Consider the following 16,685-nt stretch of genomic DNA (forward strand, 5'->3'; position numbering starts at 1 on the left):
CACAGGAGACACCATGACCAACGAAGAAGCCGCTACTCTGTTACTGATTGACGATCACCCGATGCTGCGTAACGGCGTGAAGCAGCTCATCAGCATGGATGCACGCCTGCGCGTCGTGGCCGAAGCCAGCAATGGCGAACAGGGCGTCACGCTGGCTGAAGAGCTGGATCCAGATTTAATCCTGCTTGATCTGAACATGCCGGGTATTAACGGGCTGGAAACGCTGGATCGGTTGCGCACCATCGCTCTGTCTGGGCGGATTGTGGTCTTCAGCGTATCCAACAACGAAGACGATGTGGTCAGCGCCCTCAAGCACGGGGCCGACGGCTACCTGCTGAAGGATATGGAGCCGGAAGACCTGCTCAAGGCCCTGCATCAGGCGGCGGCCGGGCAGATGGTGTTAAGCGAAGCGCTCACGCCGATCCTGGCCGCCAGCCTGCGCGAACAGCGCCCGAACGGTGAGCGCGATATTCAGCAACTTACGCCGCGCGAACGCGATATTCTCAAACTGATTGCCCAGGGGCTGCCGAATAAAATGATCGCCCGTAAGCTGACGATCACCGAAAGCACCGTCAAAGTTCACGTCAAACACCTGTTGAAGAAGATGAAGCTGAAATCACGCGTTGAAGCTGCCGTCTGGGCCCTGCAGAGCAAAAACAGCTAAGCTGGCCTAACTGCTCGCCGGAAGGGTGGGCACCGGTTCCTCGCCGCTGGATAACGAAAGCGGCGCGGTGACCTGCAGGGTAATCCAGTTGGAAGTCACGCGCTGCTGTTTGTCATCTTCCAGCGTCACCGACAGCCGGTAGCGGTTCTCCGCCCCCTCGGAGGTATCCCATTTAGGCATAATTACGCTCCAGCCGTGCGGATCGTTGTTGTTTTGCGGCGGGGTAAGGCTCAACATCTGGGTATCGCCTTGCCAACTGACGCGGGCGATGGGGTTTTTGCTTTTAATCTCCAACACCAGCGGCAGCGTTTCCCCTTCCCGCAGGCTCCACGGCGGCGTGGCCAGGAACACCTGCAGCGTTTTACGCTGCTGGAACGCCAACACCGGGTCATTATTGCGCTCAATACTGTCATAACGCCCGCCGCGCAGCGATTTAGCATCAGCGACGTACTGTGACTGGAGCTGTTTTTCCAACGGCACGCCAAGGCGATAGTTGAGCGACAGCTCCAGCGAATCCTGAGTTTCACCCCCCTCGCCCAACTGGTGGTTGGCTTTTACCGTCACCAAAGGCACCGGGGTATAGTTAAGGCTGAACTTAACGGCGCGCGGATCGCTATACCGATTGCCGCTGCCGAACAGATCGATATTATCGCCAAGGTATTGTTCATAGCGGAACGATGCGCCAATCTGACGGTAAAACGGCAGGTAGCCCTGCGTGGTCATATCGTAGCCGCGTGCCGGGCGGCTGAGTAGCGCAGCCCCGCTGGTCTGTGGTTTGAAGGAAGAAAGCGGGTAATAATAATTCGCCGAAAACCGCAGATAGTCACCCCAGGCTTCGGCCCCCAGGCTGCCGCGGTTACGCTGATAGGTAATATCGCGATCCAGCACAGTGTTGTAGCCCAGCATCCAGTCACCCGACATCCAGCGCTGACCAAGCGCCAGGTTGGCCAACGAACTGTCCGTTTTTTGCCAAAAGCCCAGTTGGCTGTAGGTTAACAGGTTACCGTTTTCATGCAGAGGGCTGAACAATTGGCCGCGGCTGCCGGCAAAGCCACCGTCGTCCGCCATCATCAACGACAGGCTGGTAGTACCCAGCGGGGAAAGAAAATCCCGTGCCTGCTGCTGCAGTACCGTAGAGGCTTTGCCCAGCATATAGTTGGCGGCGTTAGTGCGCGCCTGTTGCCCCGAAGACTGGTTCATGCTGCTTTCACCCAGGCTTTTGGCAACCTCAGCCCAGTTTTTCTCTCGCTCACTCTCGGTGTTGCTCACGGCGCCACTGCCGAGATCGGGCAACGCTTGCGCGTCGAACGCCAGGGCCGGCGACTGAAAAAAGCCCGACAACAGCCCCCCCGCCAGCCATACCCAGCGCAGAGGAGACACACACCGTTGCTTTCGTACTGTAATATACAACACTTGAATAACTGCCATTACACCTTCGCCACACCGTCTTCCCAACGGCAAGGCACTCGCATTCTTTACTGCAGCCGCTCCTGACAACAGACAACTAAACTTTGGCAACTATAGCACATCGTTGTTTTCAACTTCATTGCACACGGCGCATTGCCAGCCCCGGCAATAACGAATAGCCTATGCCGGTCTTTTTCACGTCTGGCGCCGCCCACAATCGCGCCGCTCATAAGTTAAATGCAATTAAAACAATTAGATAAATATTTTAACCATTAAAAAATGACACTGTCACGTTTATTAAACCCTACATGCAGGAGCCGCTAGTGGTAAAACAGCAACGTAAAGAACGGTTTATTGGCCTGGAATGGCTGCGTTTTCTTTTGGGCTGCTACGTGATGATTTATCACACGCTGCACCAATATCCACAGATCAGGAAAGTGCCCTTTTTAGCTGAGCTGACCAGCATGGGCTTTTTTGCCACCAGCACCTTTTTTGTGCTGTCGGGCTTTCTGCTGACGCACGTCTATTGCAACGGCAACCAGATGCGTGAGCCGGCCAAAACCTTCTGGGCCAAGCGTTTTTTCAACCTGTACCCGATTCATATCATTGCGTTGCTCTCCTCCATGCTGGTGGTCACCCTGATGCAATGGTGGGATATCCCGCCGGAAGGCCCGACGGCCAGCCTGCGCTTTGTGGTGTACGACACCAATGAAGACGTCAGCCCGGAAATCCTGCGCCATTACATGACCGATCCCCAGCTCACGTTCAACATCGTGCTGCAACTGCTGATGCTACAGGCCTGGAACCCCTACTTTCTCACCTTCAACGCCCCGTTGTGGTCGCTTTCCACCCTGTTTTTCTTTTATCTGTTTTTCCCACAGTGCGCGCCGCGTTTGCTGGCGGCGCGCCGAAAAGTGTTGTGGTTCTTCCTGCTGTGGGGGCTTTACCTGCTGCCGCCGGTTTGGGCCGTTTGGCACCATCAATACGGTATGCCCTATACCGGCCTGCTGCAGCGCGGCCCGTTGCTGCGCCTGCCCGAGTTCCTGGCCGGCATCGTCTGTTATGGTATTTTCCGCCAGCGCCGGATGAAAGAGCAGCGCCACGGCGTGGGCTGGCGCTGGGGCAGTATTCTGTTCATCCTGGCCTGCTTTTTTACCGCGACCGCGCTGTTTACCCACGGCGCCAGGCACTGGTATTTCCTGCTGCATAACGGCCTGCTGCTGCCGGCCCAGTGTGCGTTGGTCTACCTGAGCGCCCTGGCGCGCGCGCCGGGCAACCGCTGGGTGCAGCACTGGTCGCCGCGGTTGGGCGCCGCCTCGCTGACCATCTTTGCCCTGCACGTGCCGCTTTTTAACCTGTACCGCACGCTAGAGCAGTTCCTGCGGGGCGATCCACTCGGCTGCTTCAACAGTTGGCAGAGTTGCATCGCCGCCGCCGGCGAAGTGGCGCTGTCGATCCCCGGTTATCTGCTTTACGTGGTGCTCACCATCCTGCTGTGCCTGTTGTTCCAGGAGCGCATCGTCGTGCCGGTGCGCAACACTTTGGCACGGCGCTTTCTCAAGCCCGCCTAGCCGCCACTCGCCGGGTGGGTTTTATTTACCTGAAATTCCCCCGGCGCGCATTTCACTTTTTGCCAAAAAGTTTAATTCTTCAACCGGTTGCGCATATTTTACATCTGCACACCAGCCTGTTGCAGGCAGCCTGGAATACACCAGGCAGCCTTTGCAACGCAGGGTGAAATACGCTTAGCGGGGGCGAATTTTGCCGATATATTGAGCGCCTGTTTCACTTATTCAGAGGGGCACACCGGATGTTCATGAACCAGCCCCCCGTTCAGGGGGCCTCGCTGGCGGCTGCCGGCACGTTGCTATCCACTTTCATCGGCTGGCTGAAAATCCATACCTGGCCGTTTTTCACCCGCACCGGCCAGGCACTGATGCGCTGGGCCGCGTTATCAACGCTCACGCCATCGCGCAGGCGGAAGCGCTGCTTATACAGCGGTGAAATCACCACCGGCTCGCCGGCCACATCGCCCGTCAGGCCGCGTGCCAAGACGTTCGCCTGGCTGCCCGGCTCGTGGTTGGCGACGGCGAAAACGCCAAAGGCCGGCAGATGGAACAAGGCGATCTGCTGCCCCGCCACGCGGGCGGCGATGCCTGCCTGTTCCGGGATGGCCGCCAGTGCGCACACTTCCTCCCACCGGCCTTCCCGCGCATCGCGTTGCTGCACCGTAATCACCTGCCCACGCTCCTCCACCGTTGCCGGCCGGCGTTGGCCGCGTTCCGGCTGCCAGGCCACCGCTTCGTCCGGCTTTTCGCTGTTGACGAAAGGACGGAACAGTTTCAGCCGCTGCGGATCCGCCAGGGTGGTTTGCCATTCGCATTGGTAACTGTCGACCACAGCCTGCATTTCGTTTTCCAGTTCCGCGCCAATCCCCAGGCTATCTTCAAGCACCACCTGGCGCAGGTAATCCAGCCCGCCCTCCAGATTGTCCATCCAGACGCTGGTGCGCTGTAAACGATCGGCGGTGCGGATGTAAAACATCAGGAAGCGATCGATGGTTTTGATCAGCGTGGCGGTATCCAGATCGCTGGCGAACAGGTCGGCATGGCGGGGTTTCATCCCGCCGTTGCCGCACAGATACAGGTTCCAGCCCTTGTCGGTGGCGATAACCCCCACATCTTTGCTCTGCGCCTCTGCGCATTCGCGGGTACAACCGGAAACCGCCATTTTAATCTTATGCGGTGAGCGCAGCCCCTTGTAACGGTGCTCCAGTTCAATCGCCAACGTGGTGGAATCCTGCACGCCATAGCGGCACCAGCTTGCGCCAACGCACGATTTCACCGTGCGCAGCGACTTGCCATAAGCGTGGCCGGTTTCAAAACCGGCGTCGATCAACGCTTGCCAGATTTCCGGCAGTTGCTCCAGCCGGGCGCCGAACATATCCACCCGCTGGCCGCCGGTGATTTTGGTATACAGCTGATAGCGCTGGGCTACCTGGCCAATGGCGATCAGGCCTTGCGGGGTAATTTCGCCGCCCGGCACGCGCGGCACGACCGAATACGTGCCATCTTTTTGAATGTTGGCGAAAAAGCGATCGTTAGTATCCTGCAAAGGCAAATGCTGCGGCTTGAGCAGATATTCGTTCCAGCACGAAGCCAGGATCGATCCCACCAGCGGCTTGCACACTTCGCAGCCGTGGCCTGTGCCGTGCGTGGCCAGCAATTGATCGAAAGTGCGGAAGCCGCCGATACGCACCAGGTGATACAGTTCCTGGCGCGAGTAGGCGAAATGTTCGCAAATGTCTTTTTTTACCGTCACGCCACGCTGCACCAGTTCATGTTCCAGAACCTGTTTCACCAGCGCCACGCAGCCGCCGCAGCCGGTGCCCGCGCGGGTGCAGGCTTTTACCGCAGCCAGATCGCCGCAGCCTTGTTCCACCGCGTGGCAAATATCGCCTTTGCTGACATTGTGGCAAGAGCAAATCTGCGCCGTGCTGGGCAGTGCGGAGACGCCCAACACTTTAGGCGCCGCGCCGCTGCCGGCGGGCAGAATCAGGCTTTCCGGCGCGGCCGGCAGCGGGATGCCGTTGAGCAACATCTGCAACAGGGTATTGTATTCGCTGCTGTCGCCCACCAGTACCGCCCCCAGCAACTGTTTGCCGTCGGCGCTGACCACCATTTTTTTATAAACCCCGGCCGGCTCGTCGACCCAACGGTAGCTCTGGCTGCCCAGGGTGCGCCCGTGGGCATCGCCAATGGAAGCCACATCAACGCCCAGCAGCTTCAGTTTGGTACTCATATCCGCGCCGCGAAAGGCGTTTTCCCGCCCGGCCAGGGTATCCGCCAGTGCACGCGCCATTTGGTAACCCGGCGCCACCAGGCCGAAAATCTGCCCGTTCCACAGTGCGCATTCACCAATGGCGAAAATCGATTCATCGCTGGTGCGGCACTGGTCATCAATCACAATGCCGCCACGCGGCCCTACCGCTAACTGTGCGGCGCGCGCCAGTTGATCGCGCGGCCGGATACCGGCGGAAAACAGCACCAAATCGGTTTCCAGCCGCTCGCCATCGGCAAAATTCATACAGTGACGGTGTAACATACCCGCTTCTATCGCTTTGGTTTTCTTGCCGGTATGCACGCTAACGCCCAGCGCTTCGATCTTTTGCCGCAGCACCGCTGCGCCGCCTTCGTCCAGTTGCACCCCCATCAGGCGCGGGGCGAACTCCACCACGTGGGTTTTCAGGCCCAGTTGCTTGAGCGCATTGGCGGCTTCCAGGCCGAGCAACCCGCCGCCGACCACCACGCCGACGCTGCCCTGTTGTGCACTTGCGGTAATTGCCGCCAAGTCGTCCAGCGTGCGGTAGGCCAGGCAATCCGGCCGATCGTTGCCGGGAATCGGCGGCACAAAGGGATAAGAGCCGGTTGCCAGCACCAACAGCTCGTAGGGGGTTTCGGCCCCCTGCGCATCGGTGATGCATTTGCGCTGGCGATCGATCGCACAAACCTGTTGCCCCAGCCGCAGCTCAATACCGGTGCGTTCAAAAAAGCCCTCTTCGACCATCGAGAGCGAGGCCGCACTGCGGCCAGAGAAAAACTCTGACAGATGCACGCGATCGTAAGCGGCGGCCGTTTCTTCACCAAAGACCACAATGTGATAATGCTGGTGCAACTCACGCGCCACCAACTGCTCCAGAAAGTGGTGCCCCACCATGCCGTGGCCAGCGACCACCAAAACGGGCTTATGCATATCCGATATCCTCTTGCTCACCGCCATACTGCGGTCAATCATGTTTGCCATGCTGGCGCCTTCCGCCTTCGCGTTACCCAGGATGAAGGCAGGCGGCCTATGCCGCTTTGGCATGTTTTTCATACAGGAACTTCAGCACCTGCTGGCGGCACTGGTGATAGGCCGGATCGTCCGCCAACGCCACGCGCAAACGCGGGCGCGGCAGCAGCACCGGCAGGATTTCCCCCACGGTGGCCGCCGGGCCGTTGGTCATCATCAGCACCCGATCGGAAAGCAGCACCGCTTCATCGACATCGTGGGTAATCAGCACGATGGTAGTGTTCAGCCGCTGTTGGATTTCCATCACCGCATCCTGCAAATGGGCGCGGGTCAGCGCATCCAGCGCACCGAACGGTTCATCCATCAGCAGCACCTTCGGTTTCATCGCCAGCGCGCGTGCAATCCCCACGCGCTGCTTCATGCCGCCGGAAATCTCATGCGGCCGCTTATCGAGCGCATGGCTCATATCCACCAGTTCAAGGTTGTGTTCGATCCACTCGCGCATCTCCACCTTGCTCATCTGGCCGCGAAACACCTGGCGCACCGCCAGCGCCACGTTCTCAAAGGTGGTCAGCCAGGGCAGCAACGAATGGTTCTGGAACACCACGCCGCGCTCCGGGCCCGGCCCGGTGATCTGCTGGTTATCGCACAGCAATACGCCCTCGCTGGGCAGCGCCAGCCCGGCGATCAGGTTCAACAGCGTGGATTTTCCGCAGCCGGAGTGGCCGATCAGACTGACGGTCTCCCCCGCCTGAATATCAAAGCTCACATTTTGCAGGGCGATGAACTCCCCCTGCGGGGTATCGAACCGCTGGCTAACGTTCTGCACCTGGATAATCGGTTTCATGGCATGCCCCTCATTTCACTTGATAACTAAAACGTTTTGCCAGCAGCATCAGCCCCTGCTCCAGCACCAGCCCAACCACGCCAATCACCACAATGGCGATGATGATGTTTTCAACGTTAAGGTTGTTCCACTCGTTCCAAATCCAAAAACCGATGCCAACGCCGCCGGTCAGCATTTCCGCTGCCACGATCACCAGCCAGGCAATGCCGATAGACAGGCGCACACCGGTCAACACATAGGGCAGCACCGCCGGAAACAGGATTTTGCGCATCACCGTCCATTCGGAAAGCTTCAGCACCCGCGCCACGTTGAGGTAGTCTTGCGGAATGCGCGTCACGCCCTCCGCGGTGTTCAGGATCATCGGCCAGATAGAGCAGATAAAAATGGTCCAGGTGGAAGCCGGTTCGGCACGCTGGAACAGCAGCAGCCCGATAGGCAGCCAGGCCAGCGGGCTAACCGGGCGCAGCAGCGAGATAATCGGGTTGAGCATGTGCGCCAGGAACGCAAAACGCCCCAACAGGAAGCCGGCCGGCACCCCCACCAGCGCAGCCAGGCCAAAGCCGATGGCGACACGCTGCAACGACGCCAACACGTTCCAGCCGATGCCCTGATCGTTCGGGCCGGCGGAGTAGAACGGATCGGCAAACAGCGTTAACGCGGCCTGCCAGGTTGACAGCGGCGTGGGGAACCCGTTGCTGTTTTGCGCGGCGATTTGCCACACCACCACCACCAACGCCAGCCCCAGCACGGCCGGCACCAGGCGCCTGAAGGCCTGCTCCAGTTTGCCGACGCGCCGCCGGGTCGCCACCAATGTGGGCGGCGCGGGCGGCTGCGGCGGCACAGGCGCCAACGATGCGGCCTCTTTCAGCGGCACGATTTCCGCACTGGCGGGCGCATCGGCATCAATACGTTCTGCAAGATTTTTCATGGCTGGCCTCTTAACGTTTCAGGGCAAAACTGTCGGCGTATTGCGCCGGGTTACTGCCATCCCAGCGTTTGCCGTCGATCAGGGTACTGGCGCGCATTTCGCTGCCGGGCAGCGGGATGCCGCCCACGGCGGTGGCGGCCTGTTTGTAGACATCAATGCGGTTCACCTGCTGCGCCAGCGCCAGGTAGTCTGGCTGGGCATTGAGCAGTCCCCAGCGTTTGTGCTGGGTCAGGAACCACATGCCGTCCGAGAGGTACGGGAAATTCACTTCGCCGTCATGGTAGAAGCGCATTGCATGCGCATCCTGCCAGGTCTTGCCTAATCCGTTGTCGTATTGCCCCAGCATGCGCCCGGTGATGGTTTCCGGTTTGGTATTAACGTAAGCGCGGCCGGCGATGATCTGGGCGGTTTCCTGGCGATTGGCATCCGAGCCGTCAATCCAGCGGGAAGCTTCCAGGATGGCGGCGGTCAGCGCACGCGCGCTGTTCGGGTTGGTTTTTACCCAGTTGGCGGTGGTACCTAAGACCTTTTCCGGGTGATCCGGCCAGATCTCCTGCGAAGTTGCGGCGGTAAAGCCGATGCCGTCGGTAATCGCGCGTTGGTTCCAGGGCTCCCCGACGCAGCAGCCGACCATATTGCCGATCTTCATGTTCATCACCATCTGCGGCGGCGGCACCACCACATTGCGAATATCGTCGAACGGGTGAATGCCCGCGTTCGCCAGCCAGTAATAGAGCCACATGGCATGGGTGCCGGTGGGGAAGGTTTGGGCAAAGGTGTAGGTGCCCTTGGCGCTGGCATCGATGTGTTTTTTCAACGCGGCGGCATCAGTGACGCCGGCCTGTTTCAGTTGGTTGGAAAGCGTGATGGCCTGGCCATTGTTGTTCAGCGTCATCAGCACCGCCATATCATGCTGCGGCCCGGCGGCGCCCGCCTGCAGGCCGTAGATCATGCCATACAGTGCATGAGCGGCATCCAGCTCGCCGGAAAGCAGCTTATCCCGCACCGCGGCCCAACTGGCCTCTTTACTGGGGATGATGGTGATGCCGTACTTCTCATCAAACTTCTTCACTGCCGCCATCACCACCGAGGCGCAGTCGGTCAACGGGATAAAGCCGACGCGCAGCGTTTTCTTCTCTGGCGCATCCGATCCTGCCGCCCAGGCGGCATTCATCAGGCCGGGCAACATCATGCTGCCGCCCAGCGCAGCGCTGCCAAGCAGGAAACGGCGGCGCGACAGCGCTTTCCCATGGTATTTAGTGTGCGTCATCAGCAAATCCTTCAACGGGCGATAAAAACAAAAAAAGGCGTCCAATCAACACACTCCACCGTCGGGGTGAGCGTGCTGAAAGGACGCCTTTATCCAAAATTGTTTACTGCCGGACCGCCATTGGCCCGTTAGCCCTGAGATCAATGCAGCTTGTGTGCCAATTTGCTAACCCATGGATTTCTCACGTATCACGGTATGCCGCCCGGCGCTGCCGCTGCCTTTTTTGCACAACCGAGAGGCATTACCTGCACTTACTATGTGCATATACCCAGTAATGAGTAGTGCTATTTCTCCGGCAAAATATCGGCCACTGCCAGCATCGCCTGGGCAATGTCGATCAGCCGTTTATTTTGGTTCATCGCCATTTTACGCAGCAGTTTGTAGGCATCTTCTTCAGACAGGCCGCGGTGCTGGATCAGCAGCCCTTTGGCGCGCTCAATCTCCCGCCTTTCGCGTAGCGACGCCCGCACCGCCGTCAGTTCCTCCGAGAGCACCTGCAAGCGCTGCGACTGCTGCTGAATCAGCTCCATCATCGACCGCCCCAGCCGCGGGCTGATACCATCGCTGGTCAGCGTTTCCCCTTCCCCCCGCGGATCGGCCACAAATACCGCATAGCTTTCCGCCAGCGCCTGCGGCGCATAGATTTCATTCGCCAACGCCTCATTGGCCGCCGCCAGGCTGGCGCGGCAGCTGGCCATCAACGCATCTTCCAGCCGATCTTCGACCTGCTTCATGCCATCAATGCGCGCTGTGGTAATGTCAAACCAGCGCAGGCTGATATCCTTGCCACCGCTGAACTGCTTTTGCGTGCAAGCCACACGGCGCAGGCGCTCGAATTCGCCATCCTGCTGCTGCAGCATCTTCTGCCAGACGCCCAGCGAGCCGGCGTCGGCAAATTCGCTGAAAGTCTGGAAGCAGCGCTCCTGCCCTTCAATAAGCAGCAACAGTTGGCGCTGGTCATCATCGCTGAAGTGTTGCGCGGCAAACCCGGCCGAGCCGATGGCACGTTCCTGCCCCGCCAACTCCTTGCCCTGCATAAAACTGAACATGGCGATCAACTGGCGCGCCATGCCCGGTTCAGCACAGGCGTCGGCGGCTTCGAACACCAGCGCCAACAGGCTGCGGATAATCTCGTTGAAGGTGTTCATCGTTTCCGGGTGGTTAACCTGCAGGTTCTGAACCCGCTGGCGCAGCATCGGCAACAGCGTCAGGTTGTGCAGCGCCCAGGCGATGCGGCTGAACAGGCGGCTGGCGCCGGCCAACGGGGCAGCCGACGCATCCAGGCGCGCCAACTGGCGCTGGACCACTAACTCCGCCTGCTGCACCTGTTGCATTCTGCCGGCCAGTTGCTCGCCGTACAGCGCACCGCGCGAACACAGATAAACATTGATGGTGCCGCGTTCACGCTGCAACACGTGGATCAGTTGGCTCACGCCGCCAACCAGTTTCCCCATCTGCAACAGCTGTTGCAGCACGGTAATTTCACAACGCTTAGACGCCAGCAGAAAATCACTGGCGCTGGGTGGGAAAGCAGGGTTACGGCTCATCAGGCGATTTCCATTGCGTCAAATAGCCTGATTACTGCAAGAACTGTGCCGCCGGCAAAGGAGCGGCGGGCCACGGGATGATGCGGGCGCGCTGAACGCCCCCGGGAAAGAAACGCTCAGTTGACGCTTTCGCGCACCAGCCGCCCCTGCGCCATCGTCACCGCGCGATCGCACATATGGTCGATCACATCCGCATCGTGGCTGACCAACACCATGGTCAGGTCGCCCGCCTGCTTCAAATCGTTAAGCAGATTGAGGATCTCAGCCTGCACCGACATATCCAGCGCAGAGGTTGGCTCATCCAGCAACAACAGTTTGGGCTTGAGCAACAGGGCGCGCACGATAGCCACCCGCTGGCGCTGGCCGCCGGAAAGCTGGTGCGGGTAACGCGCCATCAAGCGCGGATCAAGCCCCACGCGCCGGAACCCCTCGGCGATCTGTTGTTCGATATTCGCCTCCCGCAGTAATTTTAGCGGCTCCGCCAATGTGCGCAGCAGCGTATGCTTGGGGTGCAGCGAAGCGTAAGGATCCTGGAACACCATCTGCACCTCGCGCCGCAGCGGGCCGGTAAACGCCTGGCCCGGCCTCAGATCATGCCCCAGCAGTTGGAAGCGCCCCTGCCAGTTGCCGTTCAGCCCGGCCAGCACCCACAACAGCGATGATTTGCCGCAGCCGGAAGGCCCCACCAGGCCGAAGCACTCCCCCTGTTCCACTTTTAGGCTAACGCCATGCACCACGGTGCGTAGTTCATCGCCCTGGCGATGGCTCACGCTCAGGTTTTCCAGTGCAATCACGCTCATTTCAACGCCTCCAGCAGTGAGCGATCCAACACCGGCAGCCGCTGACCGTGTGTGGCCCGGCTTGGCCGGCAGGACCACAGCGTGCGGGTATAAGGGTGCGTGGCGTGCGCCAGTTGATTTGCCGGCAGTTGATCCAGAATGTCGCCTTTGTACATCACCAACACCCGTTCGCAGTATTGCGCCACCTGTTGCAGATCGTGGCTGATCAGGATCAGCCCCATGTTGCGCTGTTCCACCAGCTTTTCTATCAGTTGCAGCACCTGTTCGCGCATTTGGTGATCCAGCGCGGAGGTCGGCTCATCCGCAATCAACAGCTGCGGATCGTTAATCAACGCGATCGCCAGCATCACCCGTTGCCCCATGCCGCCGGATAGCTGATGCGGGTAGCGCTGGCTCAGGCCGCGTGGATCCGGCAACCCGACCGCCGCCAGCATATCCAGCACCTTTTCGCGGCGCGCGGCGCGCCCCAGCCGGCTGTGTAAACGCAGCGGCTCTTCCACCTGCCAGCCAATCGGCCGCGCCGGGTTCAATGCGTATTTCGGATCCTGCAGCACCATCGCCACCTGCTGGCCGCGCAGCCGGTTCCACTGGCGCTCGCCGAGCCTGATGAGATCGTTGCCGGCCAACGCCAGCCGCTGCGCCTGCAGCGACAACGACGGCGGCAACAGCCCCATCAGCGCGCGCGCCGTCAGCGACTTGCCGGAACCGGATTCCCCCACCAGCGCCAGGCGCTCCTGGCCCATGCTGAACGAAATCCCCTTCACCAGTTCAACCGGTTGGGCAGCGCGCAGCCGCACCGAAAGGCGCTCAACGGCCAATAATGTGTTATCAGTTTCAGTTTGCATGGCGTGGATCCATTTTGTCACGCAGGCCGTCGCCCAGCAGGTTAAACGCCAGGCTGGCGAACAGTATTGCGCCGCCGGGGGCGGCAGCCACCCACCATTGGTCAAAAATCACTTTGCTGCCTTCCGCCACCATTGAACCCCACTCGGCGGTAGGCGGTTGCACGCCCATGCCAAGAAAGCCCAACCCGGCGGCGGAAAGAATGATGCCCCCCAGGCTCAGTGCCGCGCGCACCACGGCGCTGGGCAAACAGAGCGGCAGAATATGCCCGGCCATCAGCCGCAGGCCGTTGATCCCCTGCATGCGCGCCGCCGCCAGATAGTCGCTGCGGCGCAGCGCCAGCGTTTCCGCCCGCGCCTGGCGCGCAAAGGAAGGCCAACTGGTCAGCGCCAGCGCCAGGGCGCCGTTCATCAGGCCCGGCCCCAGCACGGCGACGAACGCCAGCGCGATCACCAAACTCGGCAGCGACAGGAAAATATCGGTAATACGCATCAGCACGCGCTCGACCCAACCGCCGAGATAACCGGCGCAAATTCCCACCACCAGCCCGATAGGGATCGTCAGCAGCAGAATCAGCGCCACCAGAATCAGCGTGGGCCGCGCGCCGTAGATCACGCGCGAGAGCAAATCACGGCCAAAACCATCGGTGCCCAGCCAGTGCTGCGCCGAGGGCGCCAGCAGGCGCAGCTCAATGTGTTGAATGTTCGGATCGAACGGTGCCAGCCAGGGCGCCAACAGCGCCGTCAGCAGCAAAACAGCTACCAGCGCGCCGCCCACCGCCAGCGTAGTGATGCGCCGACGCGCGAAGGCGCCCGGCGCGGGTTCGTTCTGCGGTTCATGTTCAGATAAATATTGGCTCATCGGGTTCTGGGATCCACGGCATAGGTTAAAGCATCCGCCAGCGCGTTCAACAACACGAAACAGGTGCCGATCAACAACGTTGCCCCAAGAATCGCCGGCGTATCGGCGGCGAACAGCGCATTGGTCAAATAGCGCCCCACGCCCGGCCAGGCGAACACGGTTTCGGTCAGCACCGCACCTTCCAGCAGGCTGGCATAAGACAGCGTGAGTACCGTGATCAGCGTACCGAGCACGTTGGGGAATACGTGGCGCAGCAGGATCCGCACCCGGCCGGCTCCTTTGGCGCGCGCCAGCGTAACGTACTCCTTGTTGCACTCTTCCAGCATCGCGGCGCGCAGCAGCCGGGTAATGCCGGCCATCGACAGCAACGCCAGCGCCACCACCGGCAGCCACAGGTGCATCAGCGCGTTGTAAAAAATCTCGCGATCGCCGGAAAGCCAGGCATCAATCAGGATAAACCCCGTACGCGATTCCATGGTGTAAAGGTAGATATCGTCCAACCGTCCCGGCCCCGCCGACCAGTGCAGCGTGGCGTAGAACAGCAGCATGCCAAGCAGGCTAAGCCAGAAAATCGGCACCGAATAGCCCAGCAGCGAAACCAGGCGGGCGGCGTTGTCCAGCAAACTCCCCGGTTTGTACACCGCCAGCAGCGCCAGCGTGATGCCGCACAGCGCCCCCAAGATGATGGCGCAGGTGGCCAACTCCACCGTCGCCGGGAAAGTGCGCAACAAATCGCTCAGCACCGGCTGGCCAGTGGTGCGCGAAATGCCCATGTCGCCGTGCGCCAAATGCACCAGGTAGCGCCAGAACTGCACCGGTAGCGGTTGATCCAGCCCCAGATCGTGGCGCACCTGCGCATAGGTGGCTTCACTGGCGTGATCGCCGGCGATCTGCAACGCCGGATCGATCGGCGCCAGGTGCGAAAGCATAAAGGTGAACAGCAACAGGCCCAGCAGCGTCAACACCAGGGAAGCCGCGCCCCCCAGCAGCCGCTGCGCCCAGCGCCAGCGTTGCCGGGCGCGGGCGGTCAAACCCAGCGCCATTATTTGCTGACCTGGCTGTAGAACACCATGTCAGGATTAATGCCCTGCACATAGCCTTTCAGGTTATCGCGCACGGCAATCAGGCTGCGCGCCTGCAGGCCAATCACAAACGGGGAGCTCTGCTGTACCGATTTTTGCAGCGCCTGATAATCCGCCGTGCGTTTGGCGCTGTCGCTTTCCGCAATCGCCGCCAGCGTTAGCTTATTAAGCTCTGGGATCTGCCAGTTCGCGCGCCAGGCCAGGGTCTTGCTGCCATCTTCCGGGTTATAGGCAAAGGCGGCGGCATTGGTATTCGGATCAAAGTAATCCGGGCCCCACGAGGTCAGAGTGGCTTCATATTGATGCGATCTGACCCTGGTCGATACCTGCGAACTGATGCCGGGCACCAGTTCCACCTTCACGCCGGCCTGCGCGAAGCTGGCCTGCAGCGCCTGGGCGATATCCAGGTACGGCGGCTGGTTGGTCACATCCAGCCGGAAGCTGACGTTGTTCAAACCGGCCGTTGCCAGGATCTGTTTGGCTTTTTGCGGGTTATAACTGTAGGGCTGGTTCGTCAGCGCGCCCGGGTAGCCATTGGGCAGGAATGCCTGGTGGCTCTGGAACTGGCCTTTTAACAGATCGTTGGCGATGCCGTTATAGTCAAACAGCCAGCGCGCCGCTTCCCAAAACGCCGGGTTGCCCAACGCCGGCGAAGCCTTGGCATTGAACTGCAGGAAATACAGCGAAGCGTATGGAATCGCCAGCGGCTTAACGCCCGGCTTGTTGGCCAGCGCCGCCATCTGATCGGCGCCCAGGTTGCGCGCCATATCGGCATCCCCCTGCTCCAGCAACAGGCGGCGCGCCGCCGGATCCGGCACGTTTTTGATCAGCACGGTTTTCAGCTTGGGCGCGCCTTCCGGTGAGCTGGGGTTGGCCGCCAGCACCACCACTTCATGTGGCACATAGTTCTGGATTTTATACGGGCCGCTACCGGCAGAATGGGCGCTCAGCCATTGATTGCCCAGATCGCTCCCTTTCTGGTGCGCCAACGCCTCTTTGGCGTCGACGATGGAAGACACCGGCGCCGACAGCAGGCTTAGCACAAACAGCGGGCTAACGTTCGCGGTCCAGCTCACTTTCACCGTGTGATCGTCGACTTTGGCGATCAGGCCATCGATATTCTGCGCATTCCAGCCCAGTTGGGTGAGGATGAACGCAGGCTCCAGGTTGAGTTTCACCACCCGCGAGAGTGAGAAAATCACGTCTTCCGGGCGCAGCGGGTTGCCGCTGGCGAAGGTGGCGCCTGGGCGCAGGGTAAAGGTCAGGCTGCGGTTGTCACTGCCCGTTTGCCAGTGGCTGGCCAGCGTGGGCTTGAGGTCGACCGGGTTATGCGGATCCGACTGCACCAGGCGCTGATACAGATTATTGATGGCCTGGATGGTGGTCAGTTCAGAACCCTGCGCCGGATCAAAGCTGATGGCGTCATCAATCGACTGCGCCACCACCAGCGCATTGGTCGGCGTTGCCGCCTGTAGCGAAAAACTGGATGCGATTGCCAAAAACACCAGGGATGGGATAAAGACTTTCATTAAAAACGCTCCAACCAAATGGAATATATTATAATTTCGCGAGTCTAGGCGAGCACTATAGGTAGGCGAAAGTCTATTAACAACTAAATATATTCCCAGAAAGAATATGAAAATGA

Annotated in this window: 12 protein-coding genes and 1 pseudogene; 2 read left to right on the forward strand and 11 right to left on the reverse strand. The window is 60.2% G+C overall.

The annotated features are described in order from the left end of the window. The first annotated feature begins 13 nt into the window (after positions 1 to 13). Positions 14 to 664, forward strand: coding sequence for a two-component system response regulator NarL (gene narL / locus ABFX35_RS09705; RefSeq protein ID WP_346080557.1), 651 nt, complete (start codon positions 14 to 16; stop codon positions 662 to 664). Positions 665 to 670: 6 nt separating this feature from the next. Here the strand turns inward: narL and ABFX35_RS09710 are convergent, their stop codons facing one another. After that, on the reverse strand, positions 671 to 2,044 hold the full coding sequence (locus ABFX35_RS09710; RefSeq protein ID WP_428832175.1) for a YchO/YchP family invasin: 1,374 nt from the start codon (positions 2,042 to 2,044) through the stop codon (positions 671 to 673). A 350-nt stretch (positions 2,045 to 2,394) separates the two neighbouring features. Here ABFX35_RS09710 and ABFX35_RS09715 point away from each other — a divergent pair, with 350 nt between their 5' ends. Then, complete coding sequence (locus ABFX35_RS09715; RefSeq protein ID WP_346080560.1) at positions 2,395 to 3,642, forward strand: acyltransferase family protein; 1,248 nt, start codon at positions 2,395 to 2,397, stop codon at positions 3,640 to 3,642. 262 nt (positions 3,643 to 3,904) lie between these two features. Here ABFX35_RS09715 and nirB read toward each other — a convergent pair. The 10 genes and pseudogenes from nirB to ABFX35_RS09765 all read right to left on the reverse strand — a co-directional run. After that, positions 3,905 to 6,838, reverse strand: a pseudogene (gene nirB / locus ABFX35_RS09720) (nitrite reductase large subunit NirB); the annotation flags it as partial. Between the two features lie 82 nt (positions 6,839 to 6,920). Continuing rightward, positions 6,921 to 7,709 carry an ABC transporter ATP-binding protein gene (locus ABFX35_RS09725; protein ID WP_279025613.1) on the reverse strand — a complete coding sequence of 263 codons (789 nt, stop codon included), beginning with the start codon at positions 7,707 to 7,709 and terminating at the stop codon, positions 6,921 to 6,923. Positions 7,710 to 7,719: 10 nt separating this feature from the next. Further along, positions 7,720 to 8,637: a nitrate ABC transporter permease gene (ntrB, locus tag ABFX35_RS09730; protein ID WP_346080562.1), complete on the reverse strand. Its 918-nt coding sequence runs from the start codon at positions 8,635 to 8,637 to the stop codon at positions 7,720 to 7,722. A gap of 10 nt (positions 8,638 to 8,647) precedes the next feature. Further along, the gene (locus ABFX35_RS09735) at positions 8,648 to 9,907 is read right to left on the reverse strand and encodes a CmpA/NrtA family ABC transporter substrate-binding protein (protein ID WP_346080564.1); all 1,260 of its coding nucleotides are present in this window, start codon (positions 9,905 to 9,907) and stop codon (positions 8,648 to 8,650) included. A gap of 284 nt (positions 9,908 to 10,191) precedes the next feature. Continuing rightward, complete coding sequence (locus ABFX35_RS09740) at positions 10,192 to 11,454, reverse strand: nitrate regulatory protein (RefSeq protein ID WP_279025608.1); 1,263 nt, start codon at positions 11,452 to 11,454, stop codon at positions 10,192 to 10,194. Positions 11,455 to 11,570: 116 nt separating this feature from the next. Then, complete coding sequence (locus tag ABFX35_RS09745; protein WP_095848403.1) at positions 11,571 to 12,254, reverse strand: ABC transporter ATP-binding protein; 684 nt, start codon at positions 12,252 to 12,254, stop codon at positions 11,571 to 11,573. Next, entirely contained in the window at positions 12,251 to 13,099 is an 849-nt protein-coding gene (locus ABFX35_RS09750) for an ABC transporter ATP-binding protein (protein WP_121554030.1), read from the reverse strand. Before ABFX35_RS09750 ends, ABFX35_RS09745 begins: the two co-directional genes overlap by 4 nt. Next, a complete protein-coding gene (locus ABFX35_RS09755) occupies positions 13,089 to 13,958 on the reverse strand; it encodes an ABC transporter permease (protein ID WP_095848401.1) in 870 nt (289 codons plus the stop codon). The genes ABFX35_RS09750 and ABFX35_RS09755 overlap by 11 nt, the downstream gene beginning before the upstream one ends. After that, entirely contained in the window at positions 13,955 to 15,001 is a 1,047-nt protein-coding gene (locus tag ABFX35_RS09760; RefSeq protein ID WP_121554031.1) for an ABC transporter permease, read from the reverse strand. Before ABFX35_RS09760 ends, ABFX35_RS09755 begins: the two co-directional genes overlap by 4 nt. Next, the gene (locus tag ABFX35_RS09765) at positions 15,001 to 16,569 is read right to left on the reverse strand and encodes an ABC transporter substrate-binding protein (protein ID WP_346080568.1); all 1,569 of its coding nucleotides are present in this window, start codon (positions 16,567 to 16,569) and stop codon (positions 15,001 to 15,003) included. The genes ABFX35_RS09760 and ABFX35_RS09765 overlap by 1 nt, the downstream gene beginning before the upstream one ends. Between the last annotated feature and the right edge of the window lie 116 nt (positions 16,570 to 16,685).

Source organism: Gibbsiella dentisursi (assembly GCF_039539505.1).
GTDB classification, from domain to species: domain Bacteria; phylum Pseudomonadota; class Gammaproteobacteria; order Enterobacterales; family Enterobacteriaceae; genus Gibbsiella; species Gibbsiella quercinecans.

Bases quoted from the DNA above. Each gene is read 5' to 3' on its own strand.
- ABFX35_RS09750 (WP_121554030.1), bottom strand. From the start codon at position 13,099: ATGCAAACTGAAACTGATAACACATTATTGGCCGTTGAGCGCCTTTCG.
- ABFX35_RS09760 (WP_121554031.1), bottom strand. From the start codon at position 15,001: ATGGCGCTGGGTTTGACCGCCCGCGCCCGGCAACGCTGGCGCTGGGCG.
- ABFX35_RS09725 (WP_279025613.1), bottom strand. From the start codon at position 7,709: ATGAAACCGATTATCCAGGTGCAGAACGTTAGCCAGCGGTTCGATACC.
- ABFX35_RS09765 (WP_346080568.1), bottom strand. From the start codon at position 16,569: ATGAAAGTCTTTATCCCATCCCTGGTGTTTTTGGCAATCGCATCCAGT.
- narL (WP_346080557.1), top strand. From the start codon at position 14: ATGACCAACGAAGAAGCCGCTACTCTGTTACTGATTGACGATCACCCG.
- ABFX35_RS09755 (WP_095848401.1), bottom strand. From the start codon at position 13,958: ATGAGCCAATATTTATCTGAACATGAACCGCAGAACGAACCCGCGCCG.
- ABFX35_RS09745 (WP_095848403.1), bottom strand. From the start codon at position 12,254: ATGAGCGTGATTGCACTGGAAAACCTGAGCGTGAGCCATCGCCAGGGC.
- ABFX35_RS09740 (WP_279025608.1), bottom strand. From the start codon at position 11,454: ATGAGCCGTAACCCTGCTTTCCCACCCAGCGCCAGTGATTTTCTGCTG.
- ABFX35_RS09735 (WP_346080564.1), bottom strand. From the start codon at position 9,907: ATGACGCACACTAAATACCATGGGAAAGCGCTGTCGCGCCGCCGTTTC.
- ntrB (WP_346080562.1), bottom strand. From the start codon at position 8,637: ATGAAAAATCTTGCAGAACGTATTGATGCCGATGCGCCCGCCAGTGCG.